At 33.6% G+C, this 23,736-nt stretch carries 25 protein-coding genes; 3 read left to right on the plus strand and 22 right to left on the minus strand.

The genetic code is table 11. The annotated features are described in order from the left end of the window. Positions 1–104: 104 nt before the first annotated feature. The 16 genes from atpH to P8M54_RS11690 form a co-directional block, all read right to left on the minus strand. Positions 105–638 carry an ATP synthase F1 subunit delta gene (atpH, locus tag P8M54_RS11615; protein ID WP_300288026.1) on the minus strand — a complete coding sequence of 178 codons (534 nt, stop codon included), beginning with the start codon at positions 636–638 and terminating at the stop codon, positions 105–107. A 6-nt stretch (positions 639–644) separates the two neighbouring features. Further along, on the minus strand, positions 645–1,145 hold the full coding sequence (locus P8M54_RS11620; RefSeq protein ID WP_300288027.1) for a F0F1 ATP synthase subunit B: 501 nt from the start codon (positions 1,143–1,145) through the stop codon (positions 645–647). A 119-nt stretch (positions 1,146–1,264) separates the two neighbouring features. Continuing rightward, entirely contained in the window at positions 1,265–1,456 is a 192-nt protein-coding gene (gene atpE, locus P8M54_RS11625) for an ATP synthase F0 subunit C (RefSeq protein ID WP_170111537.1), read from the minus strand. 98 nt (positions 1,457–1,554) lie between these two features. After that, positions 1,555–2,712 (minus strand): F0F1 ATP synthase subunit A, encoded by a 1,158-nt coding sequence (gene atpB, locus P8M54_RS11630; RefSeq protein WP_300288072.1) that lies wholly within the window; start codon positions 2,710–2,712, stop codon positions 1,555–1,557. 547 nt (positions 2,713–3,259) lie between these two features. Continuing rightward, entirely contained in the window at positions 3,260–3,487 is a 228-nt protein-coding gene (locus tag P8M54_RS11635; RefSeq protein WP_300288029.1) for an AtpZ/AtpI family protein, read from the minus strand. Beyond that, positions 3,456–3,863 (minus strand): polymer-forming cytoskeletal protein, encoded by a 408-nt coding sequence (locus P8M54_RS11640; protein WP_300288031.1) that lies wholly within the window; start codon positions 3,861–3,863, stop codon positions 3,456–3,458. Before P8M54_RS11640 ends, P8M54_RS11635 begins: the two co-directional genes overlap by 32 nt. Positions 3,864–3,869: 6 nt before the next feature. Continuing rightward, positions 3,870–6,500, minus strand: coding sequence for a gliding motility protein (locus P8M54_RS11645; protein WP_300288032.1), 2,631 nt, complete (start codon positions 6,498–6,500; stop codon positions 3,870–3,872). 227 nt (positions 6,501–6,727) lie between these two features. Next, entirely contained in the window at positions 6,728–7,423 is a 696-nt protein-coding gene (locus P8M54_RS11650; protein WP_300288033.1) for an ABC transporter ATP-binding protein, read from the minus strand. 50 nt (positions 7,424–7,473) lie between these two features. Beyond that, on the minus strand, positions 7,474–8,943 hold the full coding sequence (locus P8M54_RS11655) for a DUF5687 family protein (protein ID WP_300288034.1): 1,470 nt from the start codon (positions 8,941–8,943) through the stop codon (positions 7,474–7,476). Between the two features lie 48 nt (positions 8,944–8,991). Then, positions 8,992–9,699, minus strand: coding sequence for a hypothetical protein (locus P8M54_RS11660; RefSeq protein ID WP_300288035.1), 708 nt, complete (start codon positions 9,697–9,699; stop codon positions 8,992–8,994). Between the two features lie 212 nt (positions 9,700–9,911). After that, positions 9,912–10,613, minus strand: coding sequence for a hypothetical protein (locus P8M54_RS11665; protein WP_300288036.1), 702 nt, complete (start codon positions 10,611–10,613; stop codon positions 9,912–9,914). 199 nt (positions 10,614–10,812) lie between these two features. Further along, positions 10,813–11,481, minus strand: coding sequence for a hypothetical protein (locus P8M54_RS11670; RefSeq protein WP_300288037.1), 669 nt, complete (start codon positions 11,479–11,481; stop codon positions 10,813–10,815). A gap of 202 nt (positions 11,482–11,683) precedes the next feature. Beyond that, positions 11,684–12,355, minus strand: a complete 672-nt coding sequence (locus P8M54_RS11675; RefSeq protein ID WP_300288038.1) for a hypothetical protein — start codon at positions 12,353–12,355, stop codon at positions 11,684–11,686. A gap of 223 nt (positions 12,356–12,578) precedes the next feature. Next, positions 12,579–13,235, minus strand: a complete 657-nt coding sequence (locus tag P8M54_RS11680; RefSeq protein ID WP_300288039.1) for a hypothetical protein — start codon at positions 13,233–13,235, stop codon at positions 12,579–12,581. A gap of 3 nt (positions 13,236–13,238) precedes the next feature. Continuing rightward, positions 13,239–13,910, minus strand: coding sequence for a hypothetical protein (locus P8M54_RS11685; RefSeq protein WP_300288040.1), 672 nt, complete (start codon positions 13,908–13,910; stop codon positions 13,239–13,241). Positions 13,911–13,920: 10 nt separating this feature from the next. Further along, positions 13,921–14,262, minus strand: coding sequence for a helix-turn-helix transcriptional regulator (locus P8M54_RS11690; RefSeq protein ID WP_300288041.1), 342 nt, complete (start codon positions 14,260–14,262; stop codon positions 13,921–13,923). A gap of 129 nt (positions 14,263–14,391) precedes the next feature. On the opposite strand from P8M54_RS11690, the gene P8M54_RS11695 reads away from it, so the two are divergent. Continuing rightward, on the plus strand, positions 14,392–15,441 hold the full coding sequence (locus tag P8M54_RS11695) for a ferredoxin--NADP reductase (protein ID WP_300288042.1): 1,050 nt from the start codon (positions 14,392–14,394) through the stop codon (positions 15,439–15,441). Positions 15,442–15,712: 271 nt separating this feature from the next. Next, entirely contained in the window at positions 15,713–16,045 is a 333-nt protein-coding gene (locus P8M54_RS11700) for a hypothetical protein (protein WP_300288043.1), read from the plus strand. A 183-nt stretch (positions 16,046–16,228) separates the two neighbouring features. Here the strand turns inward: P8M54_RS11700 and P8M54_RS11705 are convergent, their stop codons facing one another. The 5 genes from P8M54_RS11705 to P8M54_RS11725 all read right to left on the minus strand — a co-directional run bounded on the left by P8M54_RS11705 (position 16,229) and on the right by P8M54_RS11725 (position 21,942). Further along, positions 16,229–16,990 carry a GLPGLI family protein gene (locus tag P8M54_RS11705; protein ID WP_300288045.1) on the minus strand — a complete coding sequence of 254 codons (762 nt, stop codon included), beginning with the start codon at positions 16,988–16,990 and terminating at the stop codon, positions 16,229–16,231. A gap of 104 nt (positions 16,991–17,094) precedes the next feature. After that, positions 17,095–19,872: an outer membrane beta-barrel protein gene (locus P8M54_RS11710; protein ID WP_300288046.1), complete on the minus strand. Its 2,778-nt coding sequence runs from the start codon at positions 19,870–19,872 to the stop codon at positions 17,095–17,097. A gap of 187 nt (positions 19,873–20,059) precedes the next feature. Beyond that, entirely contained in the window at positions 20,060–21,070 is a 1,011-nt protein-coding gene (locus P8M54_RS11715; protein WP_300288047.1) for a glycosyltransferase family 9 protein, read from the minus strand. Positions 21,071–21,101: 31 nt separating this feature from the next. After that, positions 21,102–21,335: a hypothetical protein gene (locus P8M54_RS11720; protein WP_300288048.1), complete on the minus strand. Its 234-nt coding sequence runs from the start codon at positions 21,333–21,335 to the stop codon at positions 21,102–21,104. 1 nt (position 21,336) lies between these two features. Beyond that, positions 21,337–21,942, minus strand: coding sequence for a DUF4254 domain-containing protein (locus tag P8M54_RS11725; protein ID WP_300288049.1), 606 nt, complete (start codon positions 21,940–21,942; stop codon positions 21,337–21,339). A 121-nt stretch (positions 21,943–22,063) separates the two neighbouring features. On the opposite strand from P8M54_RS11725, the gene upp reads away from it, so the two are divergent. Next, positions 22,064–22,717 carry a uracil phosphoribosyltransferase gene (gene upp / locus P8M54_RS11730; RefSeq protein ID WP_300288050.1) on the plus strand — a complete coding sequence of 218 codons (654 nt, stop codon included), beginning with the start codon at positions 22,064–22,066 and terminating at the stop codon, positions 22,715–22,717. Here upp and P8M54_RS11735 read toward each other — a convergent pair. Continuing rightward, a complete protein-coding gene (locus P8M54_RS11735; RefSeq protein ID WP_300288052.1) occupies positions 22,712–23,641 on the minus strand; it encodes a DUF6427 family protein in 930 nt (309 codons plus the stop codon). The genes upp and P8M54_RS11735 overlap by 6 nt on opposite strands. Positions 23,642–23,736 lie beyond the last annotated feature (95 nt).

The raw sequence follows: 23,736 nt of genomic DNA on the forward strand, positions 1-23,736 counted from the left end.
CCAGATTCAAAACCTTCTACTTGCTTTCTTAATATTGCTGAAATTTCAGCTGGTTTAATTTCTGCCATCTTAATTTATAATTTAGACACTAATGTGTGATAAAACTAATTACTTAACTCTTTTTTTAATACTTGTAATCTGTTAGCAACAGAAGCATTGTATTGCTTGTCACCTATTCTTAAGATAAAACCTCCAATGATTGAAGGATCTATATGCTTTTCAATTGTGATTTTCTTATCTGACAACTTTGCTATCGAAGCTAAAACTTGTGCTTCTAAAGCTGCATCCATTGGAAACGCTGTAGTTACTTTAGCTACTTCAATACCATTGCTTTCATCAAATAATTTTACATACTCTGATGCCACTGCTTCTAGGATTTCAAAACGCTTGTTTTCAAATAATAAATGAAACAAACCTTTCGTAACTCCATTAACGCTAGCAAAAACTTCAAGAAGTGCTTTTTCCTTAACTTCAACTCTAGTCGTTGGGTTTTGGATAAAAGTATTTAATTCCTCATTTGCACTAATTGTCAAAGCAATTGATTTCATGTCTGTATCAACAGCTTCAGCAACTCCTTTTGAGTTTGCTAAGTCTAGAATTGCTTTTGCATAACGAATTGCCGCTCTTGTACCTGCCATAATTGCTTAGTTTAACTTTACGTCCCCTAACAATTTCTCTACTAATTTAGTTTGAGACTCTTTGTTAGATAATTCTTCTTTCAATAATTTCTCTGCAATACTCAAAGATAAAGTAGCCACTTGCGCTTTTAATTCAGCAACAGCACCATTTTTTTCACTCTCGATAGCTGCTTTCGCTTGCTCGATCATTTTAGCTCCTTGAACTTGTGCTTCGTTTTTAGCATCAGCAACCATTTTCTCTTTCATTTCACGCGCTTCTTTAAGCATAGTGTCACGCTCTAATCTTGCTTCTTGCAAAATACGTTGGTTGTCAGCTTGAAGGTCTAACATTTCTTTCTTTGCATTTTCAGCAGAAAGCAATGCATTTTTGATTCCGTCTTCTCTTTCGTTTACCGCGTCAAGAATTGGTTTCCAAGCAAATTTTTTCAATAATAAAATTAATCCAACAAATATTAAAATCTGCCAAAAAAACAAACCAAACTCAAACTGATTTATTAACTTTTCCATTATATATGATTATAAATTTTATATTCTAATTTTGATTGTATTGCTACAATAGTAATGTTTAAATTTTAAAAACAATAGTTACAACCAACCGTTGCAACTATTGTTTTTTCATTTTTTAATTACGAAGCGAATAACGCTGCGAAACCAATACCTTCAATAAGTGCAGCTGCGATAAGCATAGCTGTTTGGATCTTTCCTGAAGCTTCTGGTTGACGAGCAATTGCGTCCATTGCTGAACTACCAATTTTTCCAATACCTAATCCTGCTCCAATAACGATTAATCCTGCTCCAATGATTTGTGGAATTTCCATGATATATAAATTAAAAATTAAACATACAATTTAAGTCTAAAAGTTAAAGGTCAAAAATCGTATGTGACTTTATTTCTTTTCGTTTTAGAGAATCTGACTTAGTGCGCCTCGTCGTGGTGGTGTTCTTGAACAGCCGAACCAAAATAAAGTGCTGATAACATTGTGAAAATGTAAGCTTGCAAAAATGCTACTAAAATTTCAAGTATAGAAAGCAAAAATGCTAATCCGAATGATAAACTACTTCCTAACCAACTTTTGAAGATAAACATTAAACCAATGATACTCATTAATACAATGTGTCCTGCAAAAATATTAGCATACAAACGTATCATTAAAGAGAATGGTTTGATGAAAATACCCAACAATTCAATAGGTGCTAAGATAATACGCATTGGTTTTGGCACACCTGGCATCCAGAAAATGTGTCCCCAATAATGTCTGTTAGCAGAAAGGTTTGTAATTAAAAAAGTAATTAAAGCTAAAGCAAAAGTAATAGATAAATTACCCGTTGCATTAATTCCTAGTGGTGTTAATCCGAAGATGTTTAAGAACAATACAAAGAAGAATATCGTTAACAAATAACTCATGTATCGTTTGTAGTTTTTCTCTCCAATATTAGGAATAGCAATTTCGTCACGAATGTAAACTACTAATGGTTCGAAGATACGTCCTGGTCCTTTAGCAATTCCTCCGTTTTTAGCATATGATCTAGCTAAAGAACTAAATAATAAAACCATTAAGAAAGCAGCGATTAAAATAGAAACTACTGTTTTAGTAATAGAAAAATCTATTGGTCTTATGTTAGAAGGAAAACCTGTTTCTTCGTTTTCAGTAATTGTTCCTGCAGCATCAGTTCTATAAATTTTACCATCATGATGATTGATTGCATAAAATTTACCATCAGATTCTGCTACCTCTTTACCGTGGTGAAATTTAGCCGAAGAGAAAGTATGTAAACCTTTATCCCATAAAATAACTGGTAAGGCAACGCTCCAAGCTTCTCCAGTCACATCATCTTGTGTGAATGAAAAATCGTGAGAATCTAAAACGTGGTGGTTGATAAACGCTTTTATTTTAGATTTTACGTCTGTTGGTTCCGCATGAGCTCCCTCATGATGTCCTTCAGCAACTTGCTCATGACTTGCTTCTACCTGCACTTGCGTAGAGTCAACTTCTTGATTAGCAAAACTCATCAATGGAAGACAGGCAACAAAAGTTGCAATTATAAATCTAAGCGGTTTTTTTGAAATTACCATATCTATTAAATATCTTAATTTTTTAACGTTTCTAAAATTTGGTGCAAAGGTACATTTTTTATTTATACGCAAAAGCATATGAAAAATTATTTTCATTTGTTTTGAGTACGAATGGCCTTTTATTGCTTTTCATTTAATAAACGGATTGTTAAAATCGTCTCAATTGCTAAAAATAGCATAAAAATCACAAAAAAATTCATTTTCTCCAATGTATTTTCGGGCGATGCGTTTTTTAATATTGGTTTCAAAAGTAAAAAACAGAAAATCATTTTTACACTCGTACTTAACAAAAAAGACATTCCTACATTATCAAAACTTTTGGCTTTTACCTTTAATAAGATTATGAATACAATTAAAGACAATATATAGAAAACTGCATAGAGTGTTTCTAGCGCATAATAAAAATCTTGGTCGTCAATGACTAAAAAATGAAAAACTATTTTGTGTACTACATAAAAAAAGGTCGCTAAACCTGTTAAATAAAGTAGTGACCTAGAACTTTGTTTCAGCATGGGGATTTTAAATAATGAACGTCCTAAAAACGTAATTACTGTGTTTTATTAATTTCGTTAACTTGCCTGTACACATTATATAAAGCGAGAGCAACTCCCACCATTACTAAAATCTTACTATAATATACTGTAGGACTAGGGTGATTTTCGTCGAGCCAAGTTCCGAGATAGGCAAAAAGGAAAATAATAACTCCCATTTGAATGGGAATATTAATTAGCGCCAACCACTTACTAGCTTGTTTTTTGTTGGGCTTGTTTTCCATCGGCAATTTTGATGTTTTTGATATTTGCTTTCATAGAACAACTCGCTGTGAAATCAGCTCCAGGTTCTACAGATAACTTACCAACATTAACTTGTCCATAAATACTTGCTTTAGCTTTAATTGATAATAATTCCGTAACTTGAATAGATCCGTTAAATTTACCCTCAATATCAGCATTTTTACAAACTATATCTCCAACAATATTTCCCGTAGATCCTACCACTAATTTTCCCGTAGATTCAAAATCTCCTATTAGTTCACCGTCTAACCGAAAATCAGTCGAACAAATAATGTTGCCTTTAATTATGGTCCCTTCGACAATTCTATTCGTTTTCCCTACGATTTCAGAATTTGATTTTTCTTTTTTATTAAACATCTTCTTTTATTTTTTTAATGCTAAATAATCACTTAAATTTTTCTTGATTTGCACCACTTTATAATCATCATTTGAAATTATAATTGCAGGCTCTGCTACTTTAAAATCCTTGTTTTCTTGCAGTGTAATTGCAATATCAGTAGCATATTGTTTTGACTTGATTCCTTGTAAAATAATAAACACCTCGTTGTTAGCGTAATTATCATAAGTAATGGTCAGCCTTTGAAAATTTTCGGCTGCTAAAAATTTCTTAAATTTTTCTTCAATCGCTTTAGCCGCCTCACTCTCACGAGAGTTCAGTTGGTACAAAATTTTATAATTTTGACTTTCGGCTGTGCTGAATTCCATTTTTTCAAGTGTCGGAATTTGATCTGTTAAAATCGCTAATGCTTGCTTCCCTTCCTCCGTATTCGAATAACTATCGGCAACAAATTGGAGTGCATTTTTATAGGCAGCTAATCCTTTTAGTTTTCCAAGCGTATTGGCTTTTAGCAACTCAAATTTAGCCACGATCTCCTCACCTGACAATTGATTGATTAATGGATCAATCTGCTCTAGAACAGTGGTAAACTTTTCATCACTATACAATTTATACAGTTTATTGTACAAGTTATCAGGACTATCAGCTAATGCCTTGTCATCTAAATTATTATTGTTTATGATCACTGCATAGCGCGAATTAGGATATTGGCTATTGATCCTTTCCTTCATGGCTATCGCCTTAGCAGCATCCGTAATTTGGTAAATTTTGTACAAGTTATATAAGGTTGGCAACACTAATTTCTCCTCTGGTTTGTTTTCCAAAAGTTTCTCTAGCTTCGTGGTAGCCAATGCATACTCTTTAAATTTTTCCTTATAAATCAAACCCAATTGGTAATAAGCCGTGTTGCGTTCCTTGTTTATACTATCAATAGCAGTAGTACTTGTTGGTAATTGCTTAATGTAAAAATCAGTGGTATACTCCGCGATACTTGATGGATCAATGCTGCTATTAGTATCTCCCTTGGTGGCAGTATCAGTTTCAGCACCGTCATTACCATCAAAATTAGTATTGGCTGTAGCTGATAATCTCCAATTGCCCACTGGACTGCGGTTTCCCCAATTTTTCTTGAATTCTACTTTACCAAAAGCTACCGTAGTTGGATTGTAAAAATAAAATAAATTATCTCCTGCATTTACCCCTGCCATTGACGGCGGTGCTAGTGGTGGTTTTTTAGAAGATCCTCCTGGACTTTGAGGCGCAACAGCAATATTTGTATTTGCAGCTTGATTGTTGCGATCAATGTTAGCTTGCTTTTCCATTAGCTTTTCCTCAGCGGCTTTTTTAATCGCATCAGCGGCCTTGAGTTTTTCGATATAGTTTTCGAAATAAGCCACGCGCCCTGATGTAGACATACCTACCACATTAAGAATACTATCGTTACGATTGGCTATGGCTTCATAGATAATAACATCATCTAAATCCTTTCGTACTTTTTGAATGTGAATGAATTCCCTAGTCTTGGGATTCATTTTAACCAAGGTGCTGTCATAGTATTGGGCCGCAACAGGATACTTTGCGTTTTTAAAATACATGTTTCCTATATTTCTATAGTTCGATGCTACCAAGTAATCGTCAGTAGTTGCCTTGTTCAGAGAGGTATTGTAGTAGGCTAAGGCCTGTTTTTGCTTGTTTTGGGTGTCATAAAAAACGCCCATCTGGTAATTTAAAAGATCAAGGAAAGGTCTGTTTTCGCGGTCCGCTAGCAATTTTTTGAATTTTTTTACAAAAGCTAAGGTATCGTCTTTTTGATAATCAAATAATTGTGCTTTTCGAAACTGTGATTGAATTACGTATTTCCTATCGGATTTTCTATTCATTTTTATGACTTGCTCATAGCTGTAACGCGCACTATCTTTTTTTCCTAACTCTTCGTACAGTTGTCCAAGTATGAATTTATAACGCGCTCGCTCCTTGTTGTGCTTTGTGAACTCGGCGGCTACTTTTAATTTAGCTACGGCGCTGTCCTTTTCCTCCAAGTTTAAAAAAGCTTCCGACAATAGCGCATGCGCATCTGCATAGACTTGATTGCTCAAGGCTCTTTGTTTTAATAATCTTGAAATATTAGTAATCACTAAGCCGTCATTACCAAGGCGCATATTTGTTTTCTCTCGCCAAATTTTGGCCTCATAAATAGTACTACTGTTGGGGTACTTGTATAAAATGTAATTGAAGGCATCGAGAGCGGGAATAAAACGCTGGTCGTAATATCGTGCTTTACCTAATAAAAGGTACGATTCATCAATTTGATAATTTTTCTCGCGACCGTCAATATTCATGGAATGTTTTTGAATGGCTTTGGTTGCTTTGGTCTCTGCCAATTCAAAATCAGGGTTTTTATTTTTTTGGGCTCCTGCTACTTCCTCATTGATTACCATACTCTCGACAGGAAGCCGGTGCCAAAAATCGTCTTTATCAGCGGATTCTATAGACTTAATGCCTTTGTCAAGGCCAATTTGACCATTATATAGAATATTATATTTGGTGCTTAAGGCGTGTGAGTTTCTCGACAAAAAAGTATTATTCTTGGTAGAACAAGCCACCAAAAGAAGCAGTCCTACACATGGAATTGAGAATTTAAATCTATTGGTTTTCAATGATAAACGTTTTTAACATTAAACTTTTAAAAAAGCTTTTTAGTATACTAACGGGTAAAAATACGTTTCTTTTTGAGAAAGTGAAAATTATATGAAGTTATTTGAATGCGGCTACTCGCATGAGGGATGTAATGGAAATCCTTTTTTATTTTTTTTCAAAATAAAAAAGATTGGGAATGAAAGCCCGACCGCGCTTTTTTGGCGCGGTCATGCCCTAAAAAATAAAATTATACTGCAAAAAATTGCTCTAGTTCTTGTAGTGTTTCTGGTGAGGTTTGGATGTCCTTAACCACCTCGCCTTTGTGCATAGCAACGATACGGTCGCTTACCTCAACGGTGTGCAATAAATCATGGCTTGAAACTAAAATAGTCACGTTAGGATCAGCCGCTAGTTCCTTGATGATTTTTTTAAGGCGGAACTGCGTAGTTGGGTCTAAATTAGCAAAAGGCTCATCGAGAATAATCACCTCAGGATTACCAATAAGAGTAGCGATGATCCCTACTTTCTTTTGGTTTCCCTTAGATAAGTCACGTAAATACTTTTTATTTTTTAGAATTTCGCCATTAAAAAATTCCTCGTGTTTGGCTAATAATGCATCCACATCGGCTTTGTTTTGACCGCGTAAATCGCCTATGAAATAAAAATATTCCTCAGGAGTAAGGTAACCAATAAGGAAACTCTCGTCTAGGAAAGAAGCCGTAAATGGTTTCCAAGCTTCGCTGGTATTTACTTGTACGCTATTGTTGACGATAGTACCGGTTGTAGGCTGGATTAAATCCAAAAGCAAACTGAAGAAGGTCGTTTTTCCTGCTCCGTTGTTTCCTACTAAACCAAAGCTTTCGCCTTTTTTAATTTCTAATGAATCGATTTTTAATACGGTGGTACCGTTGTATTTTTTTGAAAGATTGTTTACTTTAATCATCTTTATAAGTTTTATCGTTGGATTGATTTTTTAGTGTGACTGTATGCTTCTTAGCTTTTTTGTTTGTAAGCCACTATGGTAGCGTATTTCTCTGATTTGTAGATTTTTTCTATTTGTGAAAACGCCTTGCCTTTTAAGGCTAGACCTAACACACCTACTGCCGCAACTAGTGCTAAACCGATGTTCGCTCCGCCATAAGTAGACCCTATCCAATATAAAAATACGGGTAAGCCCAATTGCGGAATGGAGATGATCATGGTTTTGAAGTTAAATGCTTTTTTGTCTCCAAAGGCACCTTTACCTGAACTTAAATCGATTGGGGTTTTAGTGTACGCACCGCCTAAAAGAACGAGTTGGGAGTTGACACCAATATTATAAATTCCGCCAACGACAATTGTTAAATAGGTTTGCCATCCAAAATAAAGGTAGAACGATGCTATTAAGGTGGTTACAATAGTTGCAATGACCATTAAATACCATTTAGAACTTAAATAGCCTTTGTAGGGAATATTTTGTGTCATCATTAATTGATAATAAGCACTATCCCAACTAGGAACGAATTGCCCAAAAGTGATTAAGAAACCTCCTGAAACGAAGATTCCAGCAAAAATATGCATGATTGGATTGTTGTACGCCTCGATACTGTTTGTAAAGAATAAAAAACCGTAAAACAGAAACATTACACTTAGTCCTACTGTAGTTTTAGAACGCTTGTTTCTCTTGATTAATTTGATATCATTTTTTAAGAAAGTCCCAATGGTTCCAAACTGGTTTAACCATACAAGATCCTCGGTTTTAGCCACATCCTGTTTTTGAGAAAGTCCTGCATCGAGGTATAAATTCTTTTTGAAAAACTGAAACGTTAGATAATACATTGTTCCTAATGCCACTACTGGAATAGCTGCTGCCCAATAGGTATTGAAAAGCGCATCGAAAAATGGTGCTGTATAATCCGTTACATTAAAATAATCATAGTAATGCAAGGCGGCAAGCGAAACCGCTACTGCGCCAAAAATAGCAAACAAGTTATCCTTATTACTTAATATAATATTGATGAAATTATTCAGGTACACTAATGACAGGATCGAGATAAACCACAATACCACTGCAATTGGATCATACCCTTGAACAATAAGCACAACACTAAACGGAATCAGGAAAAAAGCATGAATGATATTGAAAAAAGACAAGGCTGTTTTTCCTAAGGAGAAATGGACAATTGTCGATTTCTTGATTGGAAAAATCAATAATGGTCGAATGTTCATCACAGGAATCTTTTGAAGAAGCAACCTGAAAATTAAATCGACAATTAAGTAATAGATCATGAATTTATTGACCGTTGCTACAGGATCCAGGTTTGCTTTCTTTAAAATAAAAAACACACCTATTCCCAATGCTAGGAATATTACAATAAAATAAGCGGCTACAAAACCCATAAGGATTTTTAATGCCAAGTTGGTTGCGAAGGAAGCCGACCTAAAAAAAGCTTTCCACTCGAGGTAGAGAAATTTTTTAATCATGGTTTGATTGTTTTGGTTGTAGGGTAAGTATACTAAAGTAAGAAAACGTTACAGCTTTTCTAGTTTATATTCAGGATAAGTGGCAAACAAATAACTCTCGGCCTTAGACGGAATGATCTTGAAAATGATATAAAAGAATAAACTAAGTGATACTAAAAAGAAACTCAAACCCATTGTCCAGTAAGCATTGCTAAACAACCTATCAGAATGATTAAACAATTGTGTCATCATATTAAAAGGCAAAATTACTATTCCAGCAAAATTCCCGTAATGACTTATGATTTCCTCAAATAGCCAGCGCTTTTCTCCGCTTTGTTTTTTGTTTTTCCTTGTTTGATACCCTTTATAGATTTCGTAAAACATGCCAACTATCAGTACAATATAAAACCCAAAGAAAATATATTCCTTAACTGCACTAAATTGTAAAATAGTAAACAAAGCCAATGTCAATGCTACGGTCAAAATAATTTTAGGAATACTAAAAAAGTCTTTGAAATGCTGCCAAACGATATGATTGTACTTTTTACTCAAAGCAGCTTGTCGTTTTTCGACCACGTCCATAAAACCAAAGACTCCAAATTTTTTGAATTCTTTTTGCAGAGCAGCTTCAAAAGAAAGGGTTGGATTTTGCTCCCAATCTGTTTCTATCGCGTTCGCTAGATGATCCACAAGCTCTGATTGCAAGTCGTACCATTCGACATAATGCTGACGGGTAAAAAGGAATAATTGGTCTATTTGTTCAGTGGTTAGTTTCATGTTTGAATATTATGAAAAGTGGTTATTTTTTATTTATATTTTTTCTCTATTTTGTCATGCTGAGGAACGAAGCATCCCTGCTTGTTGCTTCAGTTAGTTATATTTTGACTATTAATGTCTAATTTGATGATGTTTGGTTGCCAACTTTATGGAGATGCTTCGTACCTCAGCAGGACAAATTTGCTTGCTTATAATATTGCTTTTTGTTGTATTCATTCAAGTTTATATTCTGGATAAGTAGCTAACAAATAGCTCTCGGCCTTAGACGGAATGATCTTGAAAATGATGAAAAGAAAAACTCCAAATGATATTAAAAAGAAGCTCAAACCCATTGCCTCATAATCATAAATAAAAAAGTCATCAGACTGATAAAAAACCTGAGACATCATATTAAAAGGAAAACTAAGCGCACCTGCCAAGTAACCATAATTATGAATGACTTCCTCAAATAACCATCTTTTTTGGCCACTTTTTTTTCTCTTTTTTCTGTTTTGGTGATTTTTATAGAGTTCGTAAAACATAGCAACGAACAATAAAAGGTAAATTCCAATGAAAATATATCGACTATTTACACTTAATTTTAAAATGATAAACAAGCCTAATATTGCAGCTATTGTTGATATAATTTTAGGGAAACTAAAAAAATCTTTAAAATACTCGCAGACAATTTTGTAGTACTTTTTCTTAAGTACCCCTCGTCTTTTTTCGACCACATCTACAAAACCAAAGACTCCAAATTTTTTGAATTCATTTTGCAGAGCAGCTTCAAAAGAAATTGTTGGGTTTTGCTCCCAATCTGTTTCTATCGCGTTCGCTAGATGATCCACAAGCTCTGATTGCAAGTCGTACCATTCGACATAATGCTGACGGGTAAAAAGGAATAATTGGTCTATTTGTTCGGTGGTTAGTTTCATGTTTGAATATTATGAAAAGTGGTTATTTTCTATTTATATTTTTCTCTATTTTGTCATGATGAGGTACGAAGCAACTCTACTCGTTGCTCTACTTAATTTTTTATTTATTCAACTTATAAGTACTACTTCCCTTTATTTATTTGCCTAATTTGAGGAGATGCTTCGTACCTCAGCAAGACAAATTTGTGTGATGACGGTTTTATGTTAGTTGGTATTGTTTTTTGATATTCTTAATTGTCTTTTTACTAAGATAAATTGCAGTAATAGAGAACAAAATTGTAAATACCCAAATGCAACAAAATAGTAAAACCAACCACTGATACCGGAGTAATTCGTTTCTTAAATAGCTCGAAGAACTCATCCCTAAATTTGAAAAAGATATAATCAATCCACTACTAGTTAATCTATTTACCATTAAAAACTTCTTGCCATCAATTTCCTTATTTTTCCACAAATAAAAAGAAAGAGGTAAAGTAATAATCAATGAACTACAAAATAGCACTGCTATGTATTTTTGTGGACTAACAAAGTATGCTGAAATGGTATATACAAAATAAACGAGCACAAGACTACCAACGATTTTTGGAAACGTTAAATATTCAGCAATCATTTTTCTGTGTTCTTTAGCTAGTTCTTTACTTAAAATTTTGGCGCGTTCTTTTTCAATCGCTTTTAATTCTGGCTTTGCGATTTTTTTAAACGTCTTTTCTTGTACTTGCTCAAAAGACAAGTCCGGATTTTGTTCCCAAAATTCCTCCATACTCAAAACCATGTGATCGGTGAGTTCTAATTGCAACTCATACCACTTGATATCTTTGGATTCAATGTAATTGGATATGTATTGTATTTGTTCGTTGGTTAGGTTCATATTTAGATATTATCAAAGGTGGTTATTTTGTATTTATGATTTTCCTCTATTTTGTCATGCTGAGGAACGAAGCATCCCTGATTGTTGCTCCTTTTAGTTACTTCAATTTAATCAACTTATAAGTCTTACTTCCCCTTATTTATTTGCCCAATTTGATGAGATGCTTCGTTCCTCAGCAGGACAAATTTGTGTGATGACGGTGTTATGTTAGTTGGTATTGCTTTTTGATATTCTCAACTATTTTATTTTGAATGTGAATTCCAGTAATTAAAAATATTAGTCCCAAAACCCAAAATAAACAGAAAGGTAATATCAAAATTGGATATTGTTGAATCAACACTTTAAAGGAATTTAATAAAAATAGTATCCAATACATAATTCCGAAGATTCCAGTATAAGTTCCATGGTTAATGTTTAATTCTAAAAACCGTTTTCCTTGAATCTTTCTATTCCTGCAATAAGAATATAGGATTGGAATAGCTAAAATTGCTAAGAAAGCAAATGACTTTCCAACCAATTTAATTGGTTCATTAAAATAAAAAGTAGCCTTGTATATAATAAAAACGAATAATATACTTCCCAAAATTTTAGGAAACTTTAAGTATTCCTTTGCCAACTTCCATTGGTTTTTTCTGAACTCTTTCTTAAGAATTTGAGTTCGCTCTTCTTCAATGGCTTTAAAACCATTTCTACCAAATTTATCCTCAGCATAGTGTTTTACTTGATGAAAAGTGAGTTCAGGATCAGCTGTCCAAAATTCCTCCATACTCGAAACCATGTGATCGGTGAGTTCTAATTGTAACTCATACCATTTGATATCTTTAGAAATGATATAATTCTCTACGTATTCTATTTGTTCGTTGGTTAGTTTCATATTTAGATATTATGAAAGGTGGTTATTTTGTATTTATATTTTTTCTTTATTTTGTCATGCTGAGGAACGAAGCATCCCTGCTTGTTGTTCCACTTAATTACTTCAATTTAGTCAACTTATAATTATGCTATCCCTTTATTTATTTGCCCAATTTGATGAGATGCTTCGTGCCTTAGCAAGACAAATTGTTTGTTACACTTAGGAGTTTAAGGCAGCATATGAATTACTGAAATGATAATTTTTTTTCGAATTGAAAATGCTTCAAGACCAATTGTAACACTAAAAACATACTGAATAGCATCCAAAAAGAAGATATAACAAGTAGTATTTGATTTCGTAATTCGTTAGGTGTTGGAGAAAAGCAAATTGGATAAACAAACATCAAAAAAGCGATTTGTCGCTCTTTAAAATTATGTTGAAATGAAGTTTTGTGCTTTGCCTTTAAAAATTTAATATTACTTGCAACAAGGAGTAAGCCACCAAGAAGGTATAAAAAACGAGTTCCAACTTGAACATTCTGTGTGATTGCTTTAGCGTCAAAAAATGAAGCCAAACCATAGAAAACGATCAAAACAACTACCGATGATAGTAATCCAATCCATAACTGTTTTTTTACAAGAACTAGTTTTTTTTCTAAGACAATCTTTGGGTACTTTACGCTTAGTCCAGTCAGAAATGAACTTGTTGGTTGCAATTCTTCAGACCATTTATCAAGTACTATTTTAAAATTGTCATCAAATGAAAGCTTATTTTCATCCATTTTAACTTCTACTTCAGTAGCGATATGGTCCATGATTTCCAGTTTAGTGTCGTCGAATTTAAGTCCGTTTAAAACTAAAATGGAATCTATAAAGTCAATTTGTTCGGTTGTTAATTGCATGGTTTATTGAATTTTTAATTTTTTTTCAAATTGAAAATGTTTGACCGCAAGCATCGCATAAAATCCTGATGCAATTATCATTACAACTGGCAAAAAAATAGTCATAAAATTAAAATTAGATAATTCCTCATTTGCCTTAAATTGTAATATGCCAGCAGCAATAGCAATAAGATTAAATATTTGGATCAAACCATTTCGATCAAATAAATAGCGGAAGGATGAATATTGTTTTGATTTCAATAGTTTATACTTGGCCAATAGCAGAAAAACAATAGCCGTAATTGCACAACCTTTTAAAACGGTGTTTAGGTTATCAATAATTTCGTTATTGGCTGCATTTTTAATAAGTACTGTAACTATAATTGCAAAAACTAAACCTAAGCTTAAAGACATCTTAAAAACGTCAAGCATCATTTTATTGCATTTTAGAATGACCATTTTAGGAATGGGATTTGTCCCCCATATCCACATAGAAGTACTCGGTCTTAATTGTTCCTGCCAATCTGTAAATACGGCAACTAAAGCTTCATCAAATGACGTATTATTTTTATTTAGTAGTACTTCAATTTCTGTAGCAATATGATCTATAACTTCAAGTTTTAAATCATCATAAATAAGACCGTTTAAAACTAAAGTTTTTTCGATAAGATCTATTTGTTCGGTTGTTAATTGCATGTCCTATAAATTAAAATTCTAAACTCAGCTTTGGGTTCACTAAACTCTGCATGTTTTTAATAAAATCTTCCAGCTCAGCCAGTCGGTTTACCGTTTCTTTCGTGCCTGCCTCAGTAAGTTTGTAATATTTACGCATTCGGTTATCAACCTTAGCGATTTCAACATCTAGAATTCCTTCGGCTTCTAGTTTATGCAAAGCTGGATACAAAGCACCCTCAGTAATATTAAGTTCGCCTTGCGTAATCGCCTTTACTTTTTGAGTGATTTCATAACCGTACATCTTACCATTTTCTTCCAGTAACTTCATGATAATGGTGTTTAAACTCCCCTTATATAATTGTGAATTTTTCATTTCGATTTCATTTTGAATTACAAATATACATAAGATTCTTATACATAACAGTTTTAGGTATGTAAATTTTTCAAAGTCTTTGATTTAAGAAACCTAATCTCTTTAGTATATTTGTACAAAAAATAAAATATGGCTTCATTTTTAAAATTAATTATAAAAGAAGTAAAAAGAGAAACCAAAGACGCGATCTCTATACTTTTTAATGTACCCGAAGAATTAAAACTCAACTATACCTTCATTGCTGGACAATACGTAAACATAAAATTAACGCTTGATGGCCAAGAGATTCGTCGTGCGTATTCTATTTGTTCTTCGCCTGAAAGTGGTGAATTACGCATCTCGGTAAAAGCAGTGAAAAATGGTGTTTTCTCTCAATTTGCTAACTCAAAACTAAAAGCAGGTGACATGCTAGAAGTAGGAACACCGGAAGGAAAGTTCACTTTTACAGCAGATGCCGCACGTCAAAAGAACTATGCAGCCTTCGTTTCTGGAAGCGGAATCACTCCTGTATTGTCAATCTTGAAGTCGGTTTTGAAAAGCGAACCGAAAAGCACTTTTGTTTTGGTTTACGGAAACAAGTCACCCGAAGACACGATCTTTCATCAACAGCTTCATGATTTACATCTAGAATATGTAAATCGTCTGTTTGTACATTATGTGTACAGCCAAGTAAAAGTTGATGAAGCACTTTTTGGTCGTATCGACAAATCAGTGGTGAACTTTGTGGTAGGCAACAAACACAAGGAATTAGAATTTGATAAATTCTACTTGTGTGGTCCTGAGGACATGATCAATACAGTTTCGGCTACTTTAAAAGAGAAAAATGTAAAAGAATCTGCTATCAAGTTTGAGCTTTTTACTAGTTCAACTCAAGTTGCTGAGATTAAAGACTTAGGCGGACACTCCAAAATCACGATTATGGTCGATGATGAGGAAACTACTTTTGAAATGTCTCAAAAACAAACCATTCTAGATGCAGCTTTAAAACAAGGAATCGATGCTCCCTATTCCTGCCAAGGCGGAATATGTAGTAGTTGCTTGTGCAGAGTAATATCAGGAACGGCTGAAATGAAGAAAAATTCAATTTTGACCGATAAAGAAATCGCCGATGGTTTAGTACTAAGCTGTCAAGCGCACCCAACATCCGAATCAATTTATGTGGATTTTGATGATGTTTAAAATCATCTCAATTATAAAGCAAACTTCTCTGAAAAGGGAAGTTTTTTTTTGGCCTGAAAAGTCTTTTTTTCAGTACCTTAGTGAAAGAATTCCACTTTTACCTATGCTATTTCCTTATCATTGATTTGTCGCTTTCATCACCTTGTTGTTAATCTGATTTAAAACATTAATAATTATGACAATCTTCACTAAAATACATCCGGTACATTTAACTTTTTTTATCATTTTTGCAATTACTGCTTCGCTCTGTGCACTGATTATTATACTAAAGATGTCCAGAAAAAAAAGGCCAAAACAGCTTGAAAAGGAAAAATTCGACGCTACCCTTAGTCCGGTGATGAAAGAAATAACAACTACAGACGATGCAATTTTTAATTTTTGGCCATACGTTAGCGAACTAAAATCGGCTAAAATACTTTCGAATAAAATCAAAGAAAATGAATTGGTATACAAAGTGTACCGCTACGCTAACGAACAATTTGAGCATATCCTGCTAGCGACCGAAAACGAAAATAGCTATGTATCGTTAATTGTAAATAGAAATAAGAAAAAAATAATAGGTTATGCAGTCGTAGATTCGCAAGGACACTATAGTTTGACTTAGAAATACAGTGTTTCTAAGGTCAATAGAAGGAGTTTATCAATAGGCTTTACCCTTTGATAAATAATAAAGCCCAAAAATTTAATTGTTTTTTGGGCTTTATTGCTGAAAGAAATTGATGCAATGTTTACAAGTATTTCATTTTTAAACATTTGTAAAAATCATAAAAGCTATTTCCTGAAAAGTTTATAAAAAAGAGCTTAACAAAAAGATATTTTTTTGTCTTTTATTCTCTTCTTTATCATCTCCGTAGCTGTACCAATCTTTTGTTCGCTCTTCAATTAATGTTTTAAGCCCTATTAGGTCGTAAGTCTTCTTGGCACTCACTGGTTTTATCTCTGTTTTGGCGGTGTTGCTAACATCTACTTTTGTGGCAATGTAAGAAGTATACAATTGCGGAATTGTAAGTCCTAAAATCATTCCTGGTAAACCGTTTATAGAACATGGACCTCCCGAAATCGTAATATCGTCACTGTAAAAGGCGAAAATATAAACATCATCCATAATTTTACCAACCGCTTTACGGCAATTGTAACCTGCTATTTCTCTGTTTTCGTTTGTGATTTTCCACTGTATTTTTGGAATGCTGTCAGCAATAACAAAGTTGGTCCCTACAATTTGTTTTTGCATTTGCATAGTCCCTTGTGTAAAATCAAAATACCAGCTACTTTCCTCGTCTGATTCCTTTTGATATTTAGGCATTTTTGTTTTTGGACTCCATCTATCAAATTTAAAGATGCTTTTATTATCTGCAAATGTGTAAACGAAATAGGAAGTTTTAAGGTCGGACATATTCTCTTTCATCGAGTCATTCCAGCTGTCATTGCTCATCGTTTTTTTTACATTGGTATTTACTTCATATTCGATAGTGGCACTATCCACAAATTGTTGCGCTACTACCGTATGGGCAAATAGTACGGCTGTAATATAAAAAAGTAGTTTTTTCATTAGATGCTATTTGAACGTTTGATTCATTTTTATCACAATTTATACTGTTTAACTTCCTGCTCGTTTATCGGCTTAACAGTATAATGGTTGCGGTGTTTAATTGTTTATTTACTTTTTTCGGCGCTATTTTTAAAATTCCAAGTGAATCCCACCATTACATATCTTTTAAGTCGATCATTGCGCTCTTCACTGATGGTGTTTCCATAAACTGACCTATTAATACCTATGTTTTGATTTAATATGTCTCTTATCAAGATGTAGGCGGTAAACTCGTCGCTTTTAAAAGTACGTTGTAGCCTAGCATTCCATAATTGATTGGTAAGGTTTGTTTGGAAATCAACTGTTTTTTGTCGTGAAACAAATTCGTAATCAGTCGACAACTTCCATTTTTCTCTAAAATAAACTCCTGATTCTACACTCAATGTATTGGTGTTAAACGACTTTACCACATCATTTTGTGAGGTCGTATTTCGATTGTTTGCAAACCTATTGCTTAGACTAAAATCGTATTTCTTGTCTTTTGATTTGTTTAGATAAATCGAAAATCCCGAGTTCAAATTTTTAGCACTACTTAAATTATTATTAATGCTTTGAACGGTTTTAGTGTAATATACTGAAGGGCTCAAATTAACACTCAAATCAATTTTCTTTACTTTAAAACCGTATCCTAAATAAAAATTAGTCGAAAAGTTACCATTAGTATTGATGGGTTTCGAAATTGTTTTGGCACTCTCAGGGTCAATTACGCTACTGTACGAAATTAAATTGCTAGTTGTTCGATATGAAATACCTTGATATATTTGCGTTTCAGTTAGTATATTATAACTGTTTTGGTTGATGCTGAAACTGTTTGTAAAAGATTGTTTTAGATCTGGATTACCTAGAATTTGATTAAAAAAGTCTTGATTGTTTCTTAAAGGTTGCAATTGATTTATTGTTGGTTGTTTAGTAGCACCTTGATAAGTAAAACGAATGTTACCATTATTCTTGTACTTATAAGAAAAACTAGCCGATGGGAAAAAGTTAGTGTAATTTCGATTGTACTCTTTGTCCAAGGTCTGGTCCAGCAACTTAAAAGTTGTAAAACCAAATCCACTACCCAAACTATAATTGATTTTTTTAGAATTGTAACTCAACTTTAAATTGGGTCTGTTGGTAATAATATTTTGCTTAAATTCATTTGAAAAAGCATCAACTAATACATCATACTTACCTGTACTGTTCGAGAAATCGTAGGTCAAATTATTACTTTCGCCACCATTAAAAGTAATTTGATGCGCAAATTGAAAAGCAAACTTTTTACTGATTGGTTCAGTGTAGGTAAGGTTTACATCAATATTTTGATTTCTAACTTCCCCAATCTTATTTTGATCAACCAAATTTGTAGCTGATAATGCACCCGCTTCGTAGCTTTCGTTGGTCGATTTTAAAAAATTATCCGAGTTTGTATTTAAGCTGCTCCAAGTACTATTGACAGAAAATGTACGTCTGGCTTTTGCAAATTTATGTTTAAACAATACACTGGCGTATAGCGCAGTTTTGTCAGAGTTTGTTGTAAATGTTTTATCCTGTTGGTTTTTCAACAACCCATCATCTCCAGTTATTAGCCCGTTAGTTAACTCTTGGCTTTCTGTTTTATAAAAATTAGTTCTGGTTGTAATTTTTAAAGAATTTACAGAATCTATTTTTACTTCATAAACAGCATTTAATTTAAAATTTCTCCTGTTTACGTCAGATACCGTTGATCTATTTTCGTTCAATTGATTTTCACCAACTTGTGTTTGAGAGATTCTGGTATTGTTATTTGAATAAATTTGCTGGTTTAATTTTGGTGACAAGTTCAAAGTTTGCTTGTCTTTCCATTTATTGGTGTATTGGAGTCCAGCATTCGTATTTTTAACAAATCCGTTTTGAGTATCTACATAGGGTTCATCATCGCTATTACCTCCTGTCCATTGATAATTAACATTACCATCATCATCCATATTCATCGATACGTTGTTTTGATCGCCATATTTATCACCATCTTCCCAACTCAAACCATCTTGACCCGTGTTTCCATTTAATAAAAAGCCAGACAATTTTCTTTTACCTTTAAAACTACTAAATAATATATTGGTATTGTACCTAGAGTCAGCACCAGCAAAGGGTTGGTTAGCACCATCTAGCTTTCCAAAATAACCTTTCTTTTTATCTTCCTTTAATTTTAAATTAATGGTCTTTCGGGTATCACCATCATCGATTCCCGTAAACTCCGCTTGATCACTTTTCTTATTAAAAACTTGTACCTCTTTTATAGCGTCGGCTCTCAAGTTTTTTACTGCCATACTTGGGTCATCACCAAAAAATTCTTCGCCATCAACTAAAACTTTTTGAACCGTTTCTCCCATGGCTTTTATCGTACCATCTTTGTCTACTTGAATACCCGGTAGTTTTTTTAATAATTCTTCAACATTGGCATTTTCACCTACTTTAAAATCACTCGCCCTATAGCTTGTTGTATCTCCCTTTATTCGAATCGAACCCGATTTAATAATAACTTCTCGTAATAATTCTATTTTACTCGTTAAATTGATGGAACCCAATTTAATTTCCTTTTCTTTTACCAATAAAGCATCTATATAATCAGCGTACTGATGATGCGACGTCATCAATATATACTCTCCTTCTTTTACTTCTTTAAAAATAAATTTACCTTCCTTATCTGAGCGAGTAAATTTGTATAAAATAGAGTCGGTTGGAATCAGTAGCGCAACGACAGAGTTGTAAACTCCTGCCTTATCAGCACCACTAGTTACAGTTCCTGAAATGGTTGATTTTTGCGAAAAAATAGTGCTAAAACTAAAAAAGAGAATTAGGGTAGTTAATGTCTTTAAAGGCATAAATAGATAGGTGTTTTTATTGTTAAAAACAGATCATTTTTCAATGAAACAAAAAATAGCTTCCTATCATAAATTGACCTTACAAAGTCAAAAATAGTATAATTCTTACCTTGAAAATAAACAGCAGGGTTAATAAAATGTTAAATTAAAAGAATAGCAAATTACTGATACAAACTAGGGATTAAAATTATCCTATTAAACGGTTTACGTTATCTACTACCATAGCAGGATTAATCGTTCGCATGGCATCTTCATAACCAACTATTTTCTTATTGCCGTAGACTGAAGTGGGCAAAAAAGGATACTTTTCTCTATCCGAAACTAAAGAGTTGCTGAATGGTTGGTTAAAAGGTACAAAGCCCGCATACGGATGCGTCGCGCCCCAAAGCGTTAAAACCTGTACGCCTAACATAGCCGCAATATGTGCGTTACCTGAGTCCATAGACAGCAAAACGTTTAGGTTGCTAATGAGTGCTAACTCTTGCTGAAACTTGATTTTACCAGCCATGTTAACCACATTCGGTTTCCCTTTTGCGAATGCATCCAATAGTTCTCCTTCTTTTTTTCCACCACCAAAAAGTAAGATGGTGACATCCGCTTTCATGGCTAATTGGTCAATTACCTCTTGCATTAAATCAAGTGGATACACCTTAGAATCATACTGTGCAAAAGGCGCTATTCCTATTAATTTGGTCTTTGGAGTTCCAATAATCTGAAGAATTTCTTGACTTAAAGACGCTTTTTGAGGAAACTGAGGATGCGCTAAATCGATAGGGAATCCTAACTGTTTCAACACCGCTGCGTGCCTTTCAAACATACTAGGCAAAGGTTTAAAAACCTTGTTATCTGCTCTTGTTAAAGCCTTTTTTTCTGCTCTTCCTTTATCCGTAAAAGCTACTTTTTTTCCGCTCAAGGCAAAAAGAGATCGCACAACCTGAGATCGTAGTACATTATGAAAATCAGCAAAAAGGTCAATATCGAGCTTTTTTACATCTTTAAATAACCGAACTAAGCCTACAAAACCTTTGTGCCTTTCTTTTTCATCGAAAGCAAAAAAGGTAAGATTGGGGATTCCGTCAAAAAAAGGTTTGAAAAAAGGTCGCGAGATAACCGTGAGTTTTACCTCTGGATACTGCTGCACTAAGGCGCGTAAAACAGGAACGGTCATGGCAACATCACCCATGGCGGACAGTCGCATGACGGCTATATGTATTGGTTTTATTGGCAAACTACTTCTCTTTAGTATTTGCGTTTTCTAAAGCTCTTCTATCTCTGTTCTTTTTTAAAGCAATTCTTAAAAAAAAGAAACCAAATAAAGCCACCAAGTAAATAGCGATTCCCGAATGCTGCTTTTCATCAATAAACAGAATTTCATAAAAAACGTACAGCGTTCCTATAAAAGAGAGCACATAAATGATCTTGAACAAAAGGGGTTCAGTAGAAAAAAAAGAAGGCTTGGCCATATTACTTTTTGTTTTGATACAATACAGGATTTAAATCATCATCATTGTACATTTTCATTTGCTTGTACACCTTCATGAATTTTTCTCCGTTTTCGATTGCCAACAATAAATCATCGATAGCTGTTGATAAATCGGTTCTTTGCTCTAGCAAAATATTTAGTTTTTCCTGACATTTATCTCTGTGTTCAACTGAAGCTTCTGCACGAGTTGCTTCTTCGTTCATGTGATAAATTTTTAAAGCTAAAATAGACAATCTATCAAAAGCCCAAGCAGGACTTTCTGAATTGATTTTAGCATCTGCATTCACTTTCACATCGCTAAATTTTTGTAAAAAATAACTATCAATGTATTCGACCATATCGGTACGCTCTTGATTAGAAGCATCGATTCTTCTTTTTAAAGTCAATGCAGCTACAGGATCAATATTAGGATCCCGAATAATATCTTCAAAATGCCATTGTACGGTATCGATCCAATTCTTAACATATAACAAGTGTTCGAATTTATCTTTAGGAAAAGGATTGTTTATCGGTTGATCTACATTATCAAACTGATGATAATCTTTGATACTTTGCTCGAAAACAGAATAGGCTAATTTTGAAAACATCTTTTATATTTTTATAGATACAAAGATACTTTTTATACTTTTATAAAAAAATTACACCTATAAAATCTACTTTAGTACTTAATAATCAAATACTAAAATAAAAATAACAACAAATACCATCATGCAAATCCATCATTTATCTGAAAACAACAGTGTGCTTAATCATTTTTTAGGTCAAATACGAAACGTAAACGTCCATAAAGACAGCATGCGTTTTAGACGTAATATTGAACGCATTGGCGAAATCATGGCGTATGAAATGAGCAAGGAATTGCATTATAAAGCAGTGTCAATTGAAACGCCACTTGGAGTCAAAAACACTACTGAAATTTCAGATCAGCTGGTTATTAGTTCGGTTTTACGCGCAGGATTACCCTTGCATATGGGTTTCTTAAATTATTTTGATCAGGCCGAAAATGGTTTTGTATCGGCTTTTCGATACCATCCTAACAATGATGATTATTTTGAAATAAAGGTAGACTACCAAGCCATTGCTGACTTTAACGATAAGTACTTACTAATTGTAGATCCAATGCTTGCTACAGGACAATCGATAGTAGCTGTTTTTAATCAATTGATGGAACGAGGAACGCCTAAAGCAATTCATATAGCCGTAGTAATTGCTGCACCTGAAGGCATAGCCTACCTTGAAGAAAATTTACCCGATCATTGCCATTTATGGATTGCTGATCTTGACGAAAAGCTAAATGAACACAGCTATATTGTCCCAGGACTAGGTGATGCAGGTGATTTAGCTTACGGAACTAAACTATAATTGAGAGAAAAAAGCAAAGAAACTACAAGCAATGAGCACGAAAAGCACCATTTCTTGCTTTAATTTCACCTGTGGGATTTCGATATGACTAGTAGCCATAATAGCTAAAGGAGCAACGGTAAAAAGGAGCAAATCATTGCTCTTGTTAGCGGAAACAACAAATACTACTACGCCTATAAAAAAAGCAGCTACCACCTTTTTAAATGAGCTATGTAAAACTTGAGGCCTATTAGACAAACTTAGGACCATAGAACTAACAAAAAATAACGCTACTGTAGCATAAATTGATAAAGCACCATTTTGATAATTATTGGTAAAATAATTGATTTCGAAATTAGTACTTACGGCTTGCTCTAGGTATTCAATTATACTAAAATGAAACAACAGAGAAACCAGTAAAAACAAAGTAGCTACCGCAAAAAAGGCGATAAATGGCAAAAACCAATTGCGATAATCTCTCGAAACGTGAAAAATAATAGAGATAAACACTAAAACAAGATACAGTATACACCAAAACTGAAACAAAGCGGCTACAAATATCCAAAACGAAGCATCAAAAATCTTCTCTTTGGACGCTTTTAGCGATTGGAGAGATAACAGCCTACGGAGTGCTAACAAAATAAAAAAGTTAGCCAAAATTAAATTGACATTGTCTAGGACCGATGGAAAGAAAATCAATAACAAAAAGTAGAAAAAAACCGTAAATCCGCTGTCTTTACTTAAGCCATTTTTTTTCGAAATAAAATTTGTCATAAATACAGAGCCGAGCAAAACAGCTAGTAATCCCAACTTTTGTCCAAGTAAAACAAGTGAATTCGTCCAACTTGAATCTTGCATTTGAAAGACAAAGAAGAAAACTAGTATCAAAAATACTACTAAAGAGAAATTTAACGGTGTAGATTTTTTAAAAACACTTGTAATCATAAGGATATTTTATACTTTTGTGACTGTAAATATAATACTTGTTTAAAAAGTAAACCCTCAAGTTGAAAAGATTCTCAATAAAAGAGTTTTATAGG

The sequence above is a fragment of the Flavobacterium sp. genome (genome assembly GCF_029242675.1).
In the GTDB taxonomy this organism is placed as follows: Bacteria; Bacteroidota; Bacteroidia; order Flavobacteriales; family Flavobacteriaceae; genus Flavobacterium.

What these genes read in the sequence shown, in the direction of transcription:
- atpH (WP_300288026.1), bottom strand. Translation starts at nt 638, where the DNA reads ATGGCAGGTACAAGAGCGGCAATTCGTTATGCAAAAGCAATTCTAGAC.
- P8M54_RS11620 (WP_300288027.1), bottom strand. Translation starts at nt 1,145, where the DNA reads ATGGAAAAGTTAATAAATCAGTTTGAGTTTGGTTTGTTTTTTTGGCAG.
- atpE (WP_170111537.1), bottom strand. Translation starts at nt 1,456, where the DNA reads ATGGAAATTCCACAAATCATTGGAGCAGGATTAATCGTTATTGGAGCA.
- atpB (WP_300288072.1), bottom strand. Translation starts at nt 2,712, where the DNA reads ATGGTAATTTCAAAAAAACCGCTTAGATTTATAATTGCAACTTTTGTT.
- P8M54_RS11635 (WP_300288029.1), bottom strand. Translation starts at nt 3,487, where the DNA reads ATGGAAAACAAGCCCAACAAAAAACAAGCTAGTAAGTGGTTGGCGCTA.
- P8M54_RS11640 (WP_300288031.1), bottom strand. Translation starts at nt 3,863, where the DNA reads ATGTTTAATAAAAAAGAAAAATCAAATTCTGAAATCGTAGGGAAAACG.
- P8M54_RS11650 (WP_300288033.1), bottom strand. Translation starts at nt 7,423, where the DNA reads ATGATTAAAGTAAACAATCTTTCAAAAAAATACAACGGTACCACCGTA.
- P8M54_RS11655 (WP_300288034.1), bottom strand. Translation starts at nt 8,943, where the DNA reads ATGATTAAAAAATTTCTCTACCTCGAGTGGAAAGCTTTTTTTAGGTCG.
- P8M54_RS11660 (WP_300288035.1), bottom strand. Translation starts at nt 9,699, where the DNA reads ATGAAACTAACCACTGAACAAATAGACCAATTATTCCTTTTTACCCGT.
- P8M54_RS11665 (WP_300288036.1), bottom strand. Translation starts at nt 10,613, where the DNA reads ATGAAACTAACCACCGAACAAATAGACCAATTATTCCTTTTTACCCGT.
- P8M54_RS11670 (WP_300288037.1), bottom strand. Translation starts at nt 11,481, where the DNA reads ATGAACCTAACCAACGAACAAATACAATACATATCCAATTACATTGAA.
- P8M54_RS11675 (WP_300288038.1), bottom strand. Translation starts at nt 12,355, where the DNA reads ATGAAACTAACCAACGAACAAATAGAATACGTAGAGAATTATATCATT.
- P8M54_RS11680 (WP_300288039.1), bottom strand. Translation starts at nt 13,235, where the DNA reads ATGCAATTAACAACCGAACAAATTGACTTTATAGATTCCATTTTAGTT.
- P8M54_RS11685 (WP_300288040.1), bottom strand. Translation starts at nt 13,910, where the DNA reads ATGCAATTAACAACCGAACAAATAGATCTTATCGAAAAAACTTTAGTT.
- P8M54_RS11690 (WP_300288041.1), bottom strand. Translation starts at nt 14,262, where the DNA reads ATGAAAAATTCACAATTATATAAGGGGAGTTTAAACACCATTATCATG.
- P8M54_RS11695 (WP_300288042.1), top strand. Translation starts at nt 14,392, where the DNA reads ATGGCTTCATTTTTAAAATTAATTATAAAAGAAGTAAAAAGAGAAACC.
- P8M54_RS11700 (WP_300288043.1), top strand. Translation starts at nt 15,713, where the DNA reads ATGTCCAGAAAAAAAAGGCCAAAACAGCTTGAAAAGGAAAAATTCGAC.
- P8M54_RS11705 (WP_300288045.1), bottom strand. Translation starts at nt 16,990, where the DNA reads ATGAAAAAACTACTTTTTTATATTACAGCCGTACTATTTGCCCATACG.
- P8M54_RS11710 (WP_300288046.1), bottom strand. Translation starts at nt 19,872, where the DNA reads ATGCCTTTAAAGACATTAACTACCCTAATTCTCTTTTTTAGTTTTAGC.
- P8M54_RS11715 (WP_300288047.1), bottom strand. Translation starts at nt 21,070, where the DNA reads ATGCGACTGTCCGCCATGGGTGATGTTGCCATGACCGTTCCTGTTTTA.
- P8M54_RS11720 (WP_300288048.1), bottom strand. Translation starts at nt 21,335, where the DNA reads ATGGCCAAGCCTTCTTTTTTTTCTACTGAACCCCTTTTGTTCAAGATC.
- P8M54_RS11725 (WP_300288049.1), bottom strand. Translation starts at nt 21,942, where the DNA reads ATGTTTTCAAAATTAGCCTATTCTGTTTTCGAGCAAAGTATCAAAGAT.
- upp (WP_300288050.1), top strand. Translation starts at nt 22,064, where the DNA reads ATGCAAATCCATCATTTATCTGAAAACAACAGTGTGCTTAATCATTTT.
- P8M54_RS11735 (WP_300288052.1), bottom strand. Translation starts at nt 23,641, where the DNA reads ATGATTACAAGTGTTTTTAAAAAATCTACACCGTTAAATTTCTCTTTA.